We start from the raw sequence: 19,091 nt of genomic DNA, 5'->3' as shown, positions 1-19,091 counted from the left end.
TCCAAAAAAGAAAAGAATGGAAAACTTAGAAAAGAAATACAGGCAAGACCGACTGAGCCGAAAAGAGCTTGAGCTTCTTCGCCAGCAAGTAAATTCGGAAGAGAGGCAAAAGATGGAAGCCCGCTTGCTCGACATCTGGATGAACGAAGATACGGAAAACGAGACTGCCGTAAGCGAGACTGAAATAGCACGGATGAAAAAGGCCATCGACCACAGAACGGAACGGGAAACGAAACCTTTGCGCCGTCTGGGCATTGCCATGAAAGTAGCCGCCGCCATATTAATTCCCGTATTGCTCATATCCACCATTACATTATACAGACAGAACAGCCGGCTGAACTCGAAAGAGATAATCGTAAGCACCGGCAGTAATGAAAGGGCGCATGTGACCTTGCCCGACGGGACAAACGTTTCACTCAACGAAAAGTCGTCCATCCATTATCCGGCGGTCGCTTTCAGCTCCGGGCAACGACATATCCGCTTCGAAGGAGAAGGCTATTTTGAAGTAAAGAAAAATTCGCACATGCCGTTCAGCATCCACACCTGCCATTTGGAAGTGGAAGTAGTGGGAACCAAGTTCAACCTCAAAGCCCGTAAGGACGAACAACATGCCGTGGTCACTCTCGATGAAGGCAATGTCCGCCTGACCTCTGTTCTTTCCCGGCAGTCATTGGCTATGAAGCCGGGCAACAAAGTCACCTTGAACTATCAGACCGGCAATTTTAGCCTTGAGACGGAGCCTCGGAAAGAAACTCCGGACTGGAAGAAACGTCAATTCGTATTCCGCAACTCCAGACTGGAGCATGTGGTAAAAGTATTGGAAAAGAACTATGCCGTGACCATCGAGATTGCCGAACCGGCACGCTCGGAAGATTTGTTTACAGGAACCATCACAGCCTCCAACCTGCACGAAGCCTTAGATATTGTCGCTACCACCTATCACCTCATTATTCAATACACCCCAAAGAAAATACTATTGACAAATAAAAAACACCAACCATGAAAGCATTCATTTCAAGTCTCACAGCCATTATCTTATTTGCGTTTACAGAACCCGCACTCGGCCAGCGACAAACCTATTCGCTCAATCCCGACTGGCAGTTCCGCTTCTCACACCAAGTGCATCGGAACACGGAACAAAGAGTGGATCTTCCGCATACTTGGAATGCGCAAGACGCACTGTCAGGAAAGATAGACTATAAACGCGGCATAGGCAACTACACCAAAAAGATATTCATCCCCGAAGCATGGAAACAGAAACGCCTGTTCATCCGGTTTGAAGGAGCCAACAGCATAGCCAACCTCTTCGTCAACGGCAAACATCGGGGCGAACACAGAGGAGGTTACGGAGCGTTTATCTTCGAACTGACAAACCACGTCCGCTACGGAGAGGAGAACTCCTTGTTGGTAAGAGTGAACAACGCAGAGCAACTCGACGTAATGCCTCTGGTAGGTGACTTCAACTTCTATGGAGGCATTTACCGAGACGTAGAGTTCATAATAACGGACAACGTATGTATTTCTCCTTTGGATTATGCCTCGCCGGGACTTTACCTGACACAGCAGGACGTAAACGAAAAACAAGCCAAGGTACAAGCCACCGTAATGTTGTCCAACGTATATACCACCCCACAGGAACGAGCCATAAGATTACAGATAAAAGAAAACGGAAAGATTATTGATGAATACGAAAGGAAAGTGACCGTGCAGGCCCAACAGCATAATCAACCGGTATCTTTCACTTTCAAAATAGACAATCCGCACCTTTGGAACGGCACGCAAGACCCTTTCATGTATCAAGTCACTGCCTCCGTATGGGAAAAGAAACAACAGACAGACTGCGTGACACAACCTCTGGGACTGAGATATTACAGCGTCGATGCCGACAAAGGCTTTTTCCTGAATGGAAAACATCTGAACCTGCACGGTGTTTGCAAGCATCAGGACAGAGCCGAAAGGGGAAATGCCCTCCACCCTTGCCATCACGAAGAGGATGTCAGTCTGATGCGCGAAATGGGAGTGAACGCCGTTCGTCTGGCGCATTATCCGCATTCCACCTACCTATACAGCTTGTTAGACCACCATGGCATCATCGCTTGGGCGGAAATTCCCTTTGTAGGTCCCGGCGGATACGCCGACAAAGGATTCGTAGACATGCCCTCATTCCGTTCCAACGGCAAGGAACAGCTCAAGGAACTGATTCGCCAGCACTACAATCACCCCAGTATATGCTTCTGGGGATTGTTCAACGAACTGAAAGAAGAAGGAGATAGTCCGGTCGAATACATCAAAGAGCTGCACGAATTGGCACACCGGGAAGACCCGACACGTCCTACCACAGCGGCCAGTAATCAGGAAGGCGATATGAATTTCATTACCGATGTAATAGCATGGAACCGCTACGACGGATGGTATGGAGCAACTCCCGCCTCATTGGCCACATGGTTGGATAAAACACACCGGGAGAATCCGCAACTGAAAATTGCCATCAGCGAATACGGCGCCGGCGCCAGTCTATACCATCAGCAGGACAGCCTCCGGCAAAGCACGCCCAAAAGTTGGTGGCATCCGGAAAATTGGCAGACGTACTATCATATACAGAATTGGCGGATTATTTCCAAACGTCCCTACGTCTGGGGAAGTTTCGTGTGGAACATGTTCGACTTCGGGGCGGCGCACCGCATGGAAGGAGACCGTCCGGGCATCAACGACAAGGGACTGGTGACGTATGACCGCCGAACCCGAAAAGACGCTTTCTTCTTCTACAAAGCCAACTGGAATCCCGAACCGATGCTCCACATCTGCGGCAAAAGGAACAACCGGCGTACAAAAAAAGAAACAGAGGTATGGATATTCGCCAACGGAAAGGAAGTCACACTCTATGTGAATGACGAAAAGCCGCAGACAGTAAAGACCGACGAATGGAATACCGCTACATTCAACATCTCGCTTATGCCCGGAGTAAACCGACTAAAGGCACAAACCTATATTAACGGAAAAATAGAGGAAGACGAATGTGTCTGGACGCTGGAGTGATGCACGAATCGTCATAAGGTAGAAGTACATCATGTTATGGAAAAACAGACCGGAGATGCAATATGTTTTATAACACATTGCTTCCCCGGTACTTTTTGAAATCCGTTTTGTACTACCATTAAAACAAACCGTAATCTCATTAACCGTACTAATACATACCTGAGTTCGATGTAAAAAGAGACTCCGCCTATACAAAAAACGCTCCCGGAGGCATTCCCGGAGGGGTCAATCAGTGGTGCCAAGTCTCGTATATGCGACGTGTGTGGTCTCGTATATGCGACGTGTGTAGTCTCGTATATGCGACGTGTATGGTCTCGTATATGCGACGTTCAGCACCTCATATATGCGAGGAAAACGGCAAGATATATACAAGTATTTAACAGGCATATAACATCTTGTTTTATACCGAATTCAGGTTAATACATAATAAATATGAAGAAGAATAGAGTAAAACAGTTCTGCCTACTTACACTGTTCATGTTGTGGACAAGCTTTTACGCTTTCGCCCAAGAAGAACCGAAAGTCAGCATCCATCTGAAAAACGCTTCCCTGCAAGAAGTCTTTAGTTCCATCGAAGCGCAAACCTCATACCGTTTCTCTTATCGGGAAACCGTGATAGACAACCGGAAAGACATCTCCTTGCAGATGGAGAACACCTCGGTATCTTCTGTGCTGAACCAAGCCTTGAGAGGGCGAAATCTAACCTACAAAATAGTATCCCACACCTCGATTGTGATTACCGACAAAGTAAATCAAACAGGAAACCAAAACCGGTCGAAGAAGATAACCGGTATTGTTCGAGATTCCGGCGGAGAACCTGTTATCGGCGCCAGCATCTTGGCCGAAGGCAGCACCAACGGCACCACAACCGATATTGACGGACGCTTTTCATTAGACGTTTCACCCGGCAGTCTGCTGATATTCTCCTATATAGGATATCAGTCTCAGAAAGTAGCGGTAAAGGACAAATCGGTATTGGAAATCGTTTTGAAAGAAGACACCGAACTGCTGGATGAAGTGGTTGTTGTGGGATATGGCACGCAAAAGAAACAAAACCTGACCGGAGCCACAACCACTGTCAATATGGACAAAGTTTTGGGCAACCGCCCCGTAGCCTCTACCGGCACCGCTTTGCGAGGCGTCATTCCCGGATTGCAGATTTCCAATGGGAACGGCGAACCGGGGGCTTCCAATAAATGGTCGATACGCGGTGCCATCGGAACCATAAACGAAGGGGGAGGCTCTCCTCTCGTATTGGTGGATAATGTGGAAATGGACATCGACATGCTCAATCCCAACGACATCGAATCGGTGACGGTATTAAAAGATGCCGCCTCGTCGGCCATCTACGGTGCCCGGGCTGCTTTCGGCGTCATCTTGATTACGACGAAGAAAGGAAGCAGGGACGACTCTTTCCACCTCAACTTCAATGCAAACTGGGCCATGTCCACCCCCATGAACCTGCCCAAGAAAGCCTCTCCGCTGCAAACAGTGGAAATGTATAAGAACACCGGAGACTTCAGCGGCCCTCAAAATCTGGACAAATGGATAAACCTGATTAAGGATTATAATCAGTCGCCATCATCCTATCCAAACGGATATGTCATGGGAACAGAGGCCGAGGGTGACGCCGGCATCAAGTACTCCATGGCCGAAACAGACATGATTGAGGACATGATGTCGTCTGCCGGATTCCAACAAATCTACGACGTGGTGGCCGACGGAGGCAATAAGAACATGTCATACCGCATGTCTCTGGGCTATGTCAATGAAGACGGCATCCTGATAAGCTCCAAAGACTCCTACGAACGCTACAACGTCACCGGCTACATCCGCTCCGACGCCAAACCATGGATAAAACCCGAACTCGACTTCAAATACAGCAACTCTACCAAAAAATTGCCGGAGACCAATGCCAACTTTGGCATTTGGGGTGCAGCCATCGCTTTTCCAAGCTATTACTCCATCGGCAGCGGAAAAGTGGATAATACGGCCTACGACTACAACACCCCGGCCAATTTCATCAAAAACGCATACGCCACCAACGTGCAGCTGGATAACCTGCGCCTGACCGGCAGAATCACCTTAATTCCGTTAAAAGACTGGAACGTGGTAACCGAATATACGCTCGACAAGAAGTTCTATAACAAGAAATCGTTCAACCCCATTTATACTTATCTCCGTTGTCAGGACGACGTATTGGAACAGTCGGCCACGGAAACCACTTCGGCCTACAACGTGGCGGAAGAAAAGACAAACTACTCTTCTTTCAACCTTTACAGCACCTACTCATTCGGATTGGGCGAGCGACATTTCTTCAAGACAATGGCCGGTTTCTCTCAAGAGTCATACAAATGGGAACAGCTCCTCAGCCGAAAAGCCAATATGATTAACCAAGACATGCCAAGCATATCGGGCGGCGTGGGCGAAGTCTATTCCGATGACAATTTCTCATCATATACTTTGCGCAGCGGATTCTTCCGGATGAACTACAGCTATGCCGACAAGTACCTGCTCGAAGTAAACGGCCGCTACGACGGTTCTTCCAAGTTTCCCACCAACTCACGTTTCGGTTTGTTCCCATCTATCTCGGCCGCTTGGCGAATCAGCCAAGAGCCGTTTATGCAAGGCATGGAAAAGGTGTTGAGCAATCTTAAACTCAGATGCTCGTACGGAACCATAGGCAATCAGAATATTTTGCCCTACAAATGGTTGCCGGGCATGAGCATACGCAAAGCGGCATGGTATCTGAACGGAGGATATGTCTATACGTTGAACACACCCGGTTTGGTAAGCAGTTCCTTTACATGGGAGAAAGTGAAAACACTGGACTTGGGACTGGACGCTTCTTTCCTGCAAAACCGCCTGAACATGACTTTCGACTGGTACGTGCGCGACACGAACGGCATGCTTGCCGAAGGCAGCAAAAAGCCGTCGGTGCTCGGCACAACCGCGCCATTGGAAAACACGGCGAACCTGCGCACCAAAGGTTGGGAACTTGCCGTGAACTACAACGGAAGCATCAGCAAAGACATCGACTATACCATCGGGATAACCCTGTATGACAGTAAAACCAAAATCACCAAGTTCGACAATGTTTCCGGCTTGCTTTCGCAGCACTACAACGGGCAGTATATCAACGAAATCTGGGGATATGAGACAGACCGTTACTATACGGAAGACGACTTCAACTCCGACGGCAGCCTGAAACCCGGCATTCCTTATGTAGACGGTTATTCAAGACCTAATCCGGGTGATGTGCTCTATATAGACCATGACAAGAACGGAATCATAGACAAGGGACAAAACACATTGTCCAACCCCGGCGACCGCAGCATCATCGGCAACTCCAGCCCACGCTACCAGTATGGTATAAACGGAGGAATATCCTACAAAAACCTGTCGTTCTCTTTCCTGTTGCAAGGTGTAGGCAAGCGCGACTTATGGATTTCGAACGAACTGTTCTGGCCGTGGTTCGACGAGTATTCCACCCTGATGAGCAGCCAACGAAACTATTGGACAAAGGAAAACCCTGACGCTTACTTCCCACGCGTCTACGACAAGGCCAAGAAAAACACGAGCGCCAACCGATTGCCCCAAACCAAATACCTGCAAAACGGCGCATACCTGTCCATACGCAACATCACCGTGTCGTACAAGCTGCCTAAGAAGTGGCTGAAACCGGTCAGGATAGCCCAAGCCTCCGTCTTTGCAAGCGGAGAGAACATTGCCACATTCGACCACCTTCCCGACGGACTGGACCCCGAAGCCGAGCTGAACAGAGAAAACGCACGAGGATGGACTTATCCTTACCTGAGAAAATGGTCGGCAGGAGTAAAAGTAACATTCTAACAACCATATAAAGCTACAGATATGAAAAAGATATATTACATAATAATAGCATCGGCAATGACAGCCTTGTGCAGCGGATGCAACGACGGTTTCCTCGAAGTATATCCCAAAGACCAACAAACCGAAGTGACCGCATTCACCACAAATGCCAGTTTCAAGACTTACGCATGGAGCCTGTACGAGATATTCGAGGGATACTCCGACACGAACTTCAGCGATGAAATCAATGCCGGCTACTTCATCACGAAGAGCAACTCGGCCGCCGGAAGCCTGTCTAAATGGGCAACCGGCGACATCACCGTGCCTGCCAATCCCGAAAATTACGAAGACACGGAAAATCCCGATAAGGTGACGTATCATCACGACTGGGATTTCGCATTCATACGTCAGGTGAACCTGATGCTCGACAACATCGAATCCTCACGGATGGACGAGGCCGATAAAGAGCATTGGAGGTCGGTGGGCTATTTCTTCCGCGCATACCGCTACATGGAATTGCTTTCACGCTACGGCGACGTGCCTTGGGTGGAGCATGTGCTGAACACCCATTCTACGGAGCTGACCATGCCCCGGACACCCAGAGCGGAAGTGGCCGACCATATCTTGGATAACCTACAATATGCCGAAAGCCACATCCGCCAAGGAGGCGACGGAAACAACACCGTCAACCGGAACGTTGTCAATGCTCTGATTTCACGCTTCGGCCTTTTTGAAGGAACATGGAGAAAGTACCATAATCTGCCGGATGGCGAAAAGTTTCTGAAAGCATCAATTGAAGCATCCCGAAAAGTATTGGCCGCCGTGCCCGACGTACACCCGCAATACGACGCCTTGTTCAATTCCAACACCGACAACATGAGCAAAATAAAGGAAGTACTCCTTTATAAAGAGTATCGTAACGTAAAGGGAGAAGGACACTCCAGAGTGAGAAGCCTGCGCACCGGCGAGGCACGGACGGAGGCCACCAAAGACTTTGTAGACCGATTCCTCTGCACCGATGGGAAACCGATAAGCACCAGCGACGTATATGAGGGCTACAAAGAAACCGACGGTTCCAAGAAAGAGTACGCCAATTTCAGAAACCGCGACCGCCGGCTCTACCTGACCATCATTCCTCCATACATGACGGACAATGCACGTTCCGGCAATATCACCGCCTTCAAACGCTACGAGCCGACAAGCCCGAAAGCCTACGCCGATGAGTTCATCCAACTTATCAACGCCAACTCCGGTTCCGGATGGGCAGGCAACAAGACACTGCCCGCTTCCAACTTCAAAAACTACTACACAACGCGCATGCCCAACCTTTGGCAATCGAGCAATGGAGTGTGGAACTGGCAGAAAGCCTATATGGGCTATATTCCATGGAAGTTCTACAACACGTGGGTGATATGCCCCAGCAACGACTCATCCAACGATTCGGCAGCACCCATATTCAGGGTGGGCGAAGTGATGCTGAACTATGCCGAAGCGGCCTGCGAGTTGGGCGAATTTACCCAAAGCATAGCAGACGCCACCATAAACAAACTTCGTACGCGCGGCGGAGTAGCCCCGATGAAAGTAAGTGCCATTACAGACGGCTGGGACAAGTATCGCGAACCGGACGTTAATCCCCTATTATGGGAGATACGCCGCGAAAGAATCGTGGAACTTGCGTGCGAGGGCTTTGCCTTCAACGACATCAGACGCTGGAAGAAAGCCGAAAGCCAACTTTCAAAAATGCCGATGGGAGCCTATATAGTGAAAGCCGATTACGGAAACCCAAGCAGCATGAAAGTGGCACGGTATAATGAAGACGGCACAATCAACACCTCCAACACGCTGAAAGAAGGCCATCTGTATATCTTCACCATGCAAGGGCTGAAAGGATGGCAACCGCACTATTACCTCTATCCTGTGCCGCTGAGCGAACAGGCTTTGAATCCTAACCTGACACCCAACCCCGGATACGACAAATGAGACGAAGAATGAATGGTTTACGAACTTTGGCAACGGGAGGACTCGCCTTATCGGTTCTCCCACCGCTTCTGCATGCACAAGAGGCGGCACAGTCCGGACGGATGAACGTGCTGATGTTGATTGCCGACGACATGAGACCGGAATTAGGCTGCTACGGCATCGAAGCGATACACACTCCGCACATTGACCGACTGGCCTCCATCGGCCTACTCTTCCGGAATGCCTATTGCAACATTCCTGTCAGCGGTGCATCACGTGCCAGCCTGTTCACGGGCATGTACCCCCGTTACCCGCAACGATTTACCCACTACGAGGCATCGGCCTCAACAGATGCCCCCGACGCCATTCCCCTTTCCGGGTGGTTCACGGCTCACGGCTACCACACCGTCTCCAACGGCAAAGTGTTTCACAACATCACCGACCATGCCGAGAGCTGGAGCGAACATCCGTGGCGGGTGCACCCCGACGGATACGGGCACGACTGGGCGGAATACAACAAATGGGAGGTGTGGATGAATGCCGAATCGGGCAACAGCATCAACCCCCGGACCATGCGCGGCCCATTCTGCGAATCGGCCGACGTGGACGATGAGGCCTACGACGACGGCAAAGGCGCCACCCGTACCATCGAAGACCTGAAAAGGCTGAAGGAACTGGGTAAACCCTTCTTCCTTACATGCGGTTTTTGGCGTCCCCATCTGCCTTTCAATGTTCCTAAAAAGTATTGGGACATGTATCGGCGCGACGAGATACCTTTAGCCGCCAATCGTTTCCGACCACGATATTTGCCGGAAGAGGTTCAAGGCTCGCAAGAGATACTCTCGTATGCACGGGTCGATACCAAAGCGGAAACTTTTCAACGTGAAGCCAAGCACGGCTATTATGCCTCCGTGAGCTATGTAGACGCGCAGATAGGCAGAATCCTCACGGCGTTGGAAGAGTTGGATTTGGCCGACCATACCATTGTCGTACTTTTCGGCGATCACGGATGGCAATTGGGAGAACACGGTTTCTGGGGCAAGCACACGCTGATGCGGGAAGCCACGCGGATACCGCTCATCGTACGCGTGCCGGGCATGAAGCGAGGAGCAACCGAATCGCCCGTGGAGCTGGTGGATATATATCCTACATTGTGCGAGCTTTGCCGCATCGGTATGCCTCAAGGGCAGCTGGACGGAAGCAGCTTCGTTCCCATATTGAAGAACCTAAAAGTTCAAACCAAAAACCATGTTTACATACAATGGCAAGGAGCAGATAACGCCGTAAACAAAAGATACAGCTACGCCGAATGGCCTCAAACGCCTGGAGGGCAAAGCCGGATGTTGTTCGATCACCGTACCGACCCGACAGAGAACGAGAACGCAGTCGGGCAAAAGAAATACAGCCGGACAATCCTCAAATTATCCGGCTATATCCGAAAGAAGAAAAACGGCACAGAAGCAACAGCCCGATAGGCACATTTATGCGGATTGCGGGGGGATGCCTCAGAACAAGCTCCACGCCACCGTAAGCCCTGCCATCACGATGGCCACCATGCTCATCAGCTTGATGAGGATGTTCAGGCTTGGACCGGAGGTATCCTTGAACGGGTCGCCCACGGTGTCGCCCACCACGGTGGCTTTGTGTGTCTCGCCGCCTTTACCGCCGAAGTTGCCCTCTTCCACGTATTTCTTCGCATTGTCCCAAGCACCGCCGGCATTGGCCATGAAGATGGCGAGCACGAACCCGCTGCTCAGTCCGCCAATCAGCAAGCCCAGCACGCCGGGAACGCCAAAGATTAGTCCTGTGAGGATGGGAGCAACAATGGCTATCAGCGAGGGAACCACCATTTCGCGTTGTGCCCCTTTGGTGGAGATGGCCACGCAACGTTCGTAATCGGGTTCGGCTTCGCCCGTAAGGATGCCCTTGATTTCGTGGAACTGGCGGCGTACCTCATCTACCATGTGAGAAGCGGCGCGTCCCACGGCATTCATCGTCAATCCGCAGAACAGGAAAGCCATCATGGAACCGATGAACATGCCCGACAGCACCTTCGGGTTCATCAGTGTCACATCGTAATGGTGCATGAAGTCGAAGAACGTGGCATCTTGCACGGAGATGGTTTGGCCGCCGGAATGTATCTCAGTCATCCCAATCCGGGTAAGTCCGATACGTATCTCCTCGATATACGAAGCCAGCAGGGCCAAGCCCGTGAGGGCGGCGGAGCCGATGGCAAAGCCTTTGCCCGTGGCGGCGGTGGTATTGCCCAGAGAGTCGAGTGCATCGGTGCGTTTGCGCACTTCTTCGCCCAATCCGGACATCTCGGCGTTGCCGCCCGCATTGTCGGCAATAGGCCCGTAGGCATCCGTAGCCAGTGTGATGCCCAGTGTGGAAAGCATGCCTACGGCAGCAATGCCGATGCCGTAAAGTCCCAGTCCGACGTTAGAGAAATCGAAGCCCGAAGCGAAGAGATAGGAGGCGATGATGCCCGTCACCACGGCAATCACCGGGATGGCTGTGGAGAGCATGCCCAACCCGATGCCTGAGATGATGACTGTGGCAGGGCCTGTTTTCCCGCTCTCGCTCAGCTTCTGGGTCGGCCGGTAGGATTGAGATGTGTAATACTCTGTGGAACGGCCGATGACAATGCCCACTACCAGTCCCACTACCACCGAGCACGCAATCCAAGCCCAGTTATCCAGTTTCAGCAACCAAAGAATGAAGAAGGTGGCCACCACAATCAATATGGAACTAAGATTGGTACCCAACGCCAGCGAGTTCAGCAAGTCCTTCATCTTTGCATTCTCCTTGGTACGCACGGAGAAGATGCCTATGATGGAAAGGAGTATCCCGACCGCTGCAATCAGCATGGGCGCAATCACCGCCTTGAACTGCATCAGCGTGTCGCCCGAATGGATGAAGGCGGCAGCGCCCAGAGCAGCCGTGGCAAGGATGGAGCCGCAATAGCTCTCGTAGAGGTCGGCGCCCATGCCCGCCACATCGCCTACGTTGTCGCCCACGTTATCGGCAATGGTGGCAGGGTTGCGCGGGTCGTCCTCGGGGATGCCGGCTTCTACCTTGCCCACAAGGTCGGCGCCCACGTCGGCCGCCTTGGTATAGATTCCGCCGCCCACACGTGCAAAGAGCGCCTGCGTGGAGGCTCCCATGCCGAAGGTGAGCATGGTGGTGGTGATGATACAGAGTTTATGGGTGGGCGTCATCACGTCTGCCGGAATCACGGCGTTGAGCAACAGGTACCAGAAGGAGATATCGAGCAAGCCGAGGCCTACCACTACCAGTCCCATCACCGCCCCGCTGCGGAAAGCGATGCGCAAACCTGCGTTCAACGAGTTTCGCGCGGCATTTGCTGTACGTGCCGAGGCGTATGTCGCCGTCTTCATACCCAGAAAGCCCGAAAGTCCCGAGAAGAAGCCCCCGGTAAGGAAAGCCACGGGCACCCAAGGGTTCTGCACCCCGAAGCCATATGCCATGACGGAGAACAGGACAACAAGTGCGAAGAACACCCAGCCCACCACTTTGTACTGCTGCTTGAGGTAGGACATGGCCCCCTTGCGCACAGCGGCGGCAATTCTAATCATTTGAGGAGTACCCTCACTCTCTTTCATCATTTCGCGATGGAAATACCCGGCAAAACAAAGCGCCAGAACAGATGCGGCCGGAACCAGCCAGAATAGTAATTGGTCCATAGTATATATATTAAAAGGTTTTTTAACAACTGTCTAAAAATAAAGAATCGGAACGAGAAAAGCAAACGGGAAGGAGATATTTTTCAGAAAAAGAGATTGCGCGGAGAAAAAACAAAAAATCCCCTGAATGCATGTGTACACGTATCCAAGGGAAACAGACGTTATCTGCCGTCGTTTTTACTCTATCGTCACCGCCGTTCCGCAGGCCGTCATCATCAGCATGCTGCCGCTGCCGCCCACCGTTTCGTAGTCGAGGTCGACCCCAATCACGGCATTGGCGCCCATCATACGGGCATTTTCCTGCATCTCGTGCAAGGCTGTTTCTTTGGCTTGACGAAGCACTTCCTCGTAAGAGCCACTTCGTCCGCCCACCACATCCCGGATGCTGGCAAAAAGATCGCGAAACACATTGGCTCCGATAATGGTGTCTCCGGAAGCAATGCCATAATAACGGGTGATGCGTGTACCCTCAATCGTAGGAGTTGTAGTCACTAACATGATATTCTTCTTTTAAGTTATTCTGCTATATCAGATGCACGGCAGATAGGAAAAGTTGCAGCAGACACGCATTTTTTTATGTTTGCCCGCACTTTCACCCCCCCGATAATGATAGCGCAGTTTTTGAGTGTAGAAAAAAGATGACAATCGACACTTTGCGCATCCCTTTCTGTGAGTGAATGGATATTAGGTTGATTTTCAGTCGATAACGTCCCTCTTTTTTCTCTTCTCCGAGGTGGCGTATGAGAGGCACCGAGGAACGAGGCCTCCGACACCGAGGAACGCCCTCTTCCACACCGAGGAACGAGGCCTTCGGCACCGAGATACGATTTACCCCTATCGCATCCATACATTATATTTTACAAATGAGCGCTCCGGCAGAAGATGCCTACTATATGGGGGACTCAATCTCGAGAAAAAGAACCGTATCACTACTCAAAAAATAGAGTAATGATACGGCTTCTTAATATTTAAAAAGTCTGCTATTTCAAGTTTATTTTAGTAACTCCGGGTATGCGGATGCCGGGCTTCAGTTCGCCGCCGATGTAGAAGCAAGCGCCGTTGCCACCCACCAGCGCCGCGCCTGCACGGGCTGCATCGGCTACCTCGGCCACCTCCTGCCAACTATTGGCGGCGACATCATAGAGCAGGATGCGGCGGTTGAAACGATACCACTCTGCCGGATGGCGCAGGTAATCCTTCGCCGGGCTGCGCAAGGCGGAGAGGAAGATGTCCTTGTCCACCCCGCCCATGCAGAGGATGCGGCCATCGTCCAAGGCAATGGCAGTGCCGCCGCCCAATGAAACGGCCTCGCCATTGCGCCCCGTGGGGGTGGGCACCGGTATCCATGTATCAAAGGCGGGGCCATAGCAATACCCATTCACAGAAAGCGTTGCCTCACGCCCTTGCGAGGTGGGAGCGAAACCTCCCCAAAGGAAGAAACGATAAGCACCATCGACATGCACTCCTGCCGAAACGGGCTGTATACGGGGATTTCCGGGGAAAGGCGTCAGTTCTTTCCAGCCCTCGCCCGGCCGCTCCAAATCAAGACAGAGGAACGTGTTCGAGGCAGCTCCCTGCCGGTTGCCTCCTGCCACGTAGATGGTGTTTCCCATCAGGCTGCCCGTCAGGTTGTCCAGCGCATAGGGCAACGAGGGAAGCGTTTCTATCCGTACCTTTTTGTCTTTATTACCGATGACAAGGCGATAGACGTCCGTTGTACTGCCTTCGGCGTTCATGCCACCGATGCAAACCAGTCCGTCGGCCGTAGGCACGGAAGCGCCGTAAGCCAAAGGCATGGGCAGTTCGCCCACCTTGCGCCAAAGCAACACGGAATCGGCAGGCAGCGGGGCGGCATAGATGCCTCGATAGTACCGCTTCCGTCCACCATCGGCAGCCGGAACATCGGGGAAATTGCAACCGCCCGCCATCAGCAACCGGCCGTTCACCACACCGGCAAAGCAGGCGGAAACTCCGAGTTCAAATCCTTTCTCTCCCTTCGGAGAACCTTTCATCGGGCGCCAACCGACCTTATTACTCACCGGCAAAGCAGGTTGACAGAACTCCCGAGAGGTGTGCAGGAAGAACCGGAAAGCCTCTTCATACGGGTCCGGAGACGGTTTGCCCATCCAATCCAAATCTTCTGCACGGAACGTGGAAGCGGGAAGCCCGGCGTCATTCACCAGATTGGCTTGGGTAAAAGGCTGCCAGCCGTAACGCACGTAGTGCGGATGCTTCACCGCCTCCGACCATACTTTCAGGCGTCCGTCCTCCACGGTTGCTTCCGCAGGGTGGAACAGTCCGTCCGTCTCGGCCACTTCAAACGTGCGCAACGGCTGTCCGTCGGCGCTTCGCAATCCGTCACCGTAATCAAAAGTAAGGTAGACGGCTCCGTCACGGAACGCAGCCTTGCGCAGCAACGGACCCGAGGGTGTCAGTGCCCGATGATAGGTGTCGCTCAACGCCCAGCGTGCCAGCCGCTCGCCCACCGGTTGTTTCTGCATGGGGTGCACGTCCAGCAAGTCGCCCACATCGCTACTCACCGCCATACCTGTATAGGGCATCTCCCGCATCAATCTGCGCTGGCTGTCTCTGAACCACGGCCACGACGGACGGTTCAGACTCGACAACTGCACGTAGTAGAAAGGCAAGCGGGCGTTTTCCCACTTCTTGCGCCAACTGCCCACCAGCAGTTTGAACAGCCGTTCGTGAGCATCCTTGTTATGAGCGTTCGATTCTCCCTGATACCAGATGACACCTTTCAACGGATAACTTTGCAAGGGGACGATGCCCGCCTCGAACAGGTAGCAAGGCTCGTACGGATGGCGTTGATAGGGATTGGCAGACTTCTTGATGTTCAGTGCCGCGCGACCGCGCACCCAGTCTTGTATGAAATCGTTCCGTTTCCAATCTTTCAGGATGGCGGGAAACTCCTGCTCAAGCGTGCCCCGGTCTATCCAAGCTTCTGTAGGCGAGCCTCCTACGGCATTGCAAATCAGCCCTACGGGCACTTGCAGGCTGTCTCTCAGCATGCGACCGAAGTAGTAAGCCACTGCCGGGAAATCGCCCGCAGTACGGGGTGTGCAGGCTTCCCATTCCGCCTCCTCGTAATAGTGTAAGGCGTTGAGCGAATCCAGTATGGCAGAATCCCATTCCACGGCATTCGTACGCCAGCGGGCTTTTATATCATAAAATCGCAGTTCATCGTCATCGGCCTTCGGAATATCCCGTCCGGCGGTAGCCGCCTGCTTCAACATAAACTCCATGTTGGACTGCCCGGAGCAGAGCCATACTTCGCCCGCCAACACATTCCGGTAACGCAAAGTCTTGCCGGATGTCGATACCGTCAGTTCATACGGTCCGCTGGCTTTCAAGGGCAACAAGCGGGCAGTCCACCTTCCGTCCTTACCGGCTACGACACTGCAACGTTGCCTGCCGATGTTCACCGTCACCCGCTCGCCTGCATCGGCCATGCCCGACACATCCAGCGGTACATTACGTTGCAACACCATGTTGTCTGTGTACAAAGCCGACAGGCGCAAGCCCCCGTAATCGCCTGTCAGGGCGGAATAGACCGTACGTGCCAGCAGTGTTGCGCCTTCGGCTGTAGGATGGAGGGCATCTGGCAATAAATGAGGATAAGGATAAAGCGGCGCATGAAAGTCGATGAGCTGCACGTCGGCACAGCGTGCCACCGCTTCGATGGCTGTCTGTATTTCGGCATGCCAATCGCGCGTGCCGGAAAGGAAACGTGCGTGCCGGTCGGATATGGGCGAGAGCCTTGCTATCAGGATGCGAACATCCGGATTCGCACTGCGCAACGAATCTATCAGCGACAGATAGTCGCTTACAAAAGCGTCGCGATGATGGGGCCAGTTGCGTGGGTCGGTATCATTGATGCCGAGGTGTATCACCGCAATGTCGGCGGCAAAACGGAGCGCATCCCTGAACTCCTGCTGTTGCATATACGGCCTGTGCCCCCGATTGAGCAACGTGGCCCCCGACTTGCCGAAGTTGCCCACTTCATACCGCTTGCCCAGCATCTGTTGCAACTGTGCAGGATAGGCCTGCTTCTCCCTGTCGGGCAATCCAGCTCCGTAAGTGATACTGTTGCCTATACAAGCCACTTTCGTCTTTTGCTGCGCCAACGAGGAGAAACAAACAAATAAGACAGAAGACAAAACCAATAGTAAATGTTTCATGGCAAATAGAAATAAGATAAGTTACAGATTATCGGACAGGCAGTTTCCGTTCGGGAGAATAAACCAACCCGTCGACAGCTTTCTCGCCGCCGGGTGTCACGAAGACGCAGGTAAACATCCACTTCACCAACCTCACCTCAGGTGTGGTGAACCTGCCCACCGGAAGTTTCAAGAGCACCTTGTTCCACCCCTTGCTCAATTGCACGGAGAGGGGCGGACGCGCCACGCAATTCTCATTGCCGAGGGGTGTTTCATTGTTCTTCACCCCGTGGGTAGCCGTCCACACGGGCGGAGCAACTTCCCGGCCGTTAATCCAGATGCGGCTGCCTTTATGGTCCCACTTACCCGGCAAAGGCGGCAAATCGGGTTCCGAACGCGAATAATTCTGGAACTCCGCCCACAGACCCACCGTCTGCTTACGGGGAGAATATACATACGTATAGGCATAGGCCGTGCTATTTTCTTCGGGATGCTTATAGAAAGCCGGTACGGTTACCCCCCATACATGCCGCAGATAAATGCCTGCTCCCACGGCAGGACGCACGCCATAGGTCTTTCCGTCATACTCATAGCTGTCTGCAACGATGGTTTCGGGCGGAAAACTCTTGTCAAGACTCCCTCCGTTGGGGAAGGCGTCGGTGATGTGCCAGCGCACATCGGTCTGTCGCACATAAGCAAACGGATAGCCGGCGAAGGTATGTTCCTTGTGCCACAGCAGCCGGTGTTCAAAATCGGCAAAGCTCCTGAATGTATCTGCCTGCTCGTCGGCAGGAAGCACAGTGCCGTCTTTGTCGAAGTACTCCGTTCCCCCACCCAGCCACGCACGCTCGGCCATGGCCAGCATATTCGGGTAGAGGTGGTTTTCGAGGATGATGTTGCGCTCCGAGCTCAGCAGGCGGTCGTTCCAGATGGCCAGGATGCAGCCCGCCAAGTCGTCGGAACCCTGCGGCTCGTTGTAAATGCGGCTGTTGTACAAAGCCACGATGTCACCGAACGTATCGAAATGGTTCAGATAATGAAAGCGGGAATCGATGGCGGGAATGCCCGATTGCGCTTTCCCCCGATAACTCCACAACTGAGTCATGTCTATCTCACCCGGCTTGTAGCGCCAACCCGGATTCCACGAGATGACTTTCTTTCCTTTCGAGCGGACGTAGGCCACCATTTCAGGAACAAACTGCGGATTGGCGAACTTCACCTCATCCGTACCGATATGCAGCCAAGGCACGTCGAAAGTATCGCAAACCTCGTCTATCAGAAGTTTCATAATCTTCATACCTTCAAGACTTTGCATATCGTGCCCGAAGGTACGCACGAAAGCCGCGCTATGCCCCGGCATGTCTATCTCGGGAATGAGCGTCATGTGGTGCGCCTTGCAGAAGCGCACCAATTCCTTTGCCTCCTCCAGCGTGTAAAACTGTCCCGGCATACGGGTCATGTTCGCACTTTCGTTCAATGCCGGAAAGACCTTGCTTTCCAACCTCCATGCCTGATTCTCGGTGAGATGCCAATGAAACGTGTTGATTTTGAACTTGGAGAGCACGGCGATTTCACGCTTCAGCTCTTCCATCGAGATGTAGCTGCGCCCGGTGTCGTGCATCCAACCGCGTATGCGGAAAGCCGGCCAGTCAAGTATCTCGCAGCAGGGTATTCGCACGCCTTCCGCTATCTTCCCCGCCAACTGACGCAACGTTTGAACGGCTCGATACACGCCGCACTCGGTGACGGCCTCCACCCGGATGCCACGCTCGTCCACCCGCAGGCGATAGGCTTCGTCCTGATTCAAGGGCACTTCCTCCAACTCAGGCACCAACACAACGGAAACGGCAGAAGCGGCATGTTCACTCACCTTACCTCCCAGCTCGACGATCAGTGCCTCCCAATCATTCAAAAGCACATTTGTGGAAAGTTTCACCCTATCCAGTGCCAACGAAGACGAATGCCACTCCACACGCCGGGGGCGAGGCAACAAACGTGCTCCGGCATCATCCGCATTCCGAGCCGGAAAAACAACACTCAAAGCAGGAGAAACCGCCTGCAACATCAGGAAGAGCAGAAGCACACAGCCCCGCACACACACCATATTCATAGGTAAATGAAAGTTTAGATATCGGTCATTCAACAGACGAGGACAGATGAAAATCCTCAAAAACAAGTCTCCGGCGAGGTTATACCTGAGTTCGGGACAAGAAGCGGGTCGACGATATCACCCGACGGCTTATCTTTAAACCATACAACGCTGGCTATCAGCGATTTACTTCCGCATTGTCAGACACTTGTCTCTGACGGCTCAAACACTTGTGTATGTCACGTCAAACACTTGTGTCTGTCGGCTTGGACACTTGCCTCTGTCATGACA

At 52.5% G+C, this 19,091-nt stretch carries 9 protein-coding genes; 5 read left to right on the top strand and 4 right to left on the bottom strand.

Annotated elements, in window-relative coordinates:
* Window positions 1-16: 16 nt before the first annotated feature.
* The 5 genes from EV202_RS01160 (at window position 17) to EV202_RS01140 (ending at window position 10,301) form a co-directional block, all read left to right on the top strand.
* Window positions 17-1,003, top strand: coding sequence for a FecR family protein (locus EV202_RS01160; RefSeq protein ID WP_131924823.1), 987 nt, complete (start codon window positions 17-19; stop codon window positions 1,001-1,003).
* Complete coding sequence (gene lacZ4, locus EV202_RS01155) at window positions 1,000-3,036, top strand: beta-glucuronidase LacZ4 (protein ID WP_131924820.1); 2,037 nt, start codon at window positions 1,000-1,002, stop codon at window positions 3,034-3,036. Before EV202_RS01160 ends, lacZ4 begins: the two co-directional genes overlap by 4 nt.
* Before the next feature lie 432 nt (window positions 3,037-3,468).
* Window positions 3,469-6,888 (top strand): TonB-dependent receptor, encoded by a 3,420-nt coding sequence (locus tag EV202_RS01150; RefSeq protein WP_131924817.1) that lies wholly within the window; start codon window positions 3,469-3,471, stop codon window positions 6,886-6,888.
* Window positions 6,889-6,909: 21 nt separating this feature from the next.
* A complete protein-coding gene (locus EV202_RS01145) occupies window positions 6,910-8,847 on the top strand; it encodes a RagB/SusD family nutrient uptake outer membrane protein (protein WP_131924814.1) in 1,938 nt (645 codons plus the stop codon).
* 101 nt (window positions 8,848-8,948) lie between these two features.
* Entirely contained in the window at window positions 8,949-10,301 is a 1,353-nt protein-coding gene (locus EV202_RS01140) for a sulfatase (RefSeq protein WP_131924929.1), read from the top strand.
* 30 nt (window positions 10,302-10,331) lie between these two features.
* Here the strand turns inward: EV202_RS01140 and EV202_RS01135 are convergent, their stop codons facing one another.
* The 4 genes from EV202_RS01135 to EV202_RS01120 form a co-directional block, all read right to left on the bottom strand.
* Window positions 10,332-12,533: a sodium-translocating pyrophosphatase gene (locus tag EV202_RS01135; protein WP_131924811.1), complete on the bottom strand. Its 2,202-nt coding sequence runs from the start codon at window positions 12,531-12,533 to the stop codon at window positions 10,332-10,334.
* Between the two features lie 177 nt (window positions 12,534-12,710).
* Entirely contained in the window at window positions 12,711-13,031 is a 321-nt protein-coding gene (locus tag EV202_RS01130) for a heavy metal-binding domain-containing protein (protein WP_131924808.1), read from the bottom strand.
* Between the two features lie 482 nt (window positions 13,032-13,513).
* Entirely contained in the window at window positions 13,514-16,732 is a 3,219-nt protein-coding gene (locus tag EV202_RS01125) for a cyclically-permuted mutarotase family protein (RefSeq protein ID WP_131924806.1), read from the bottom strand.
* A gap of 28 nt (window positions 16,733-16,760) precedes the next feature.
* Entirely contained in the window at window positions 16,761-18,821 is a 2,061-nt protein-coding gene (locus tag EV202_RS01120; RefSeq protein ID WP_234878221.1) for a family 20 glycosylhydrolase, read from the bottom strand.
* Between the last annotated feature and the right edge of the window lie 270 nt (window positions 18,822-19,091).

The sequence above is a fragment of the Prevotella heparinolytica genome, assembly GCF_004342845.1.
Lineage (GTDB): Bacteria > Bacteroidota > Bacteroidia > Bacteroidales > Bacteroidaceae > Bacteroides > Bacteroides heparinolyticus.
The sequence above is the reverse complement of the archived record's forward strand: the minus strand, read 5'-3'. Positions and strand labels throughout refer to the sequence as shown.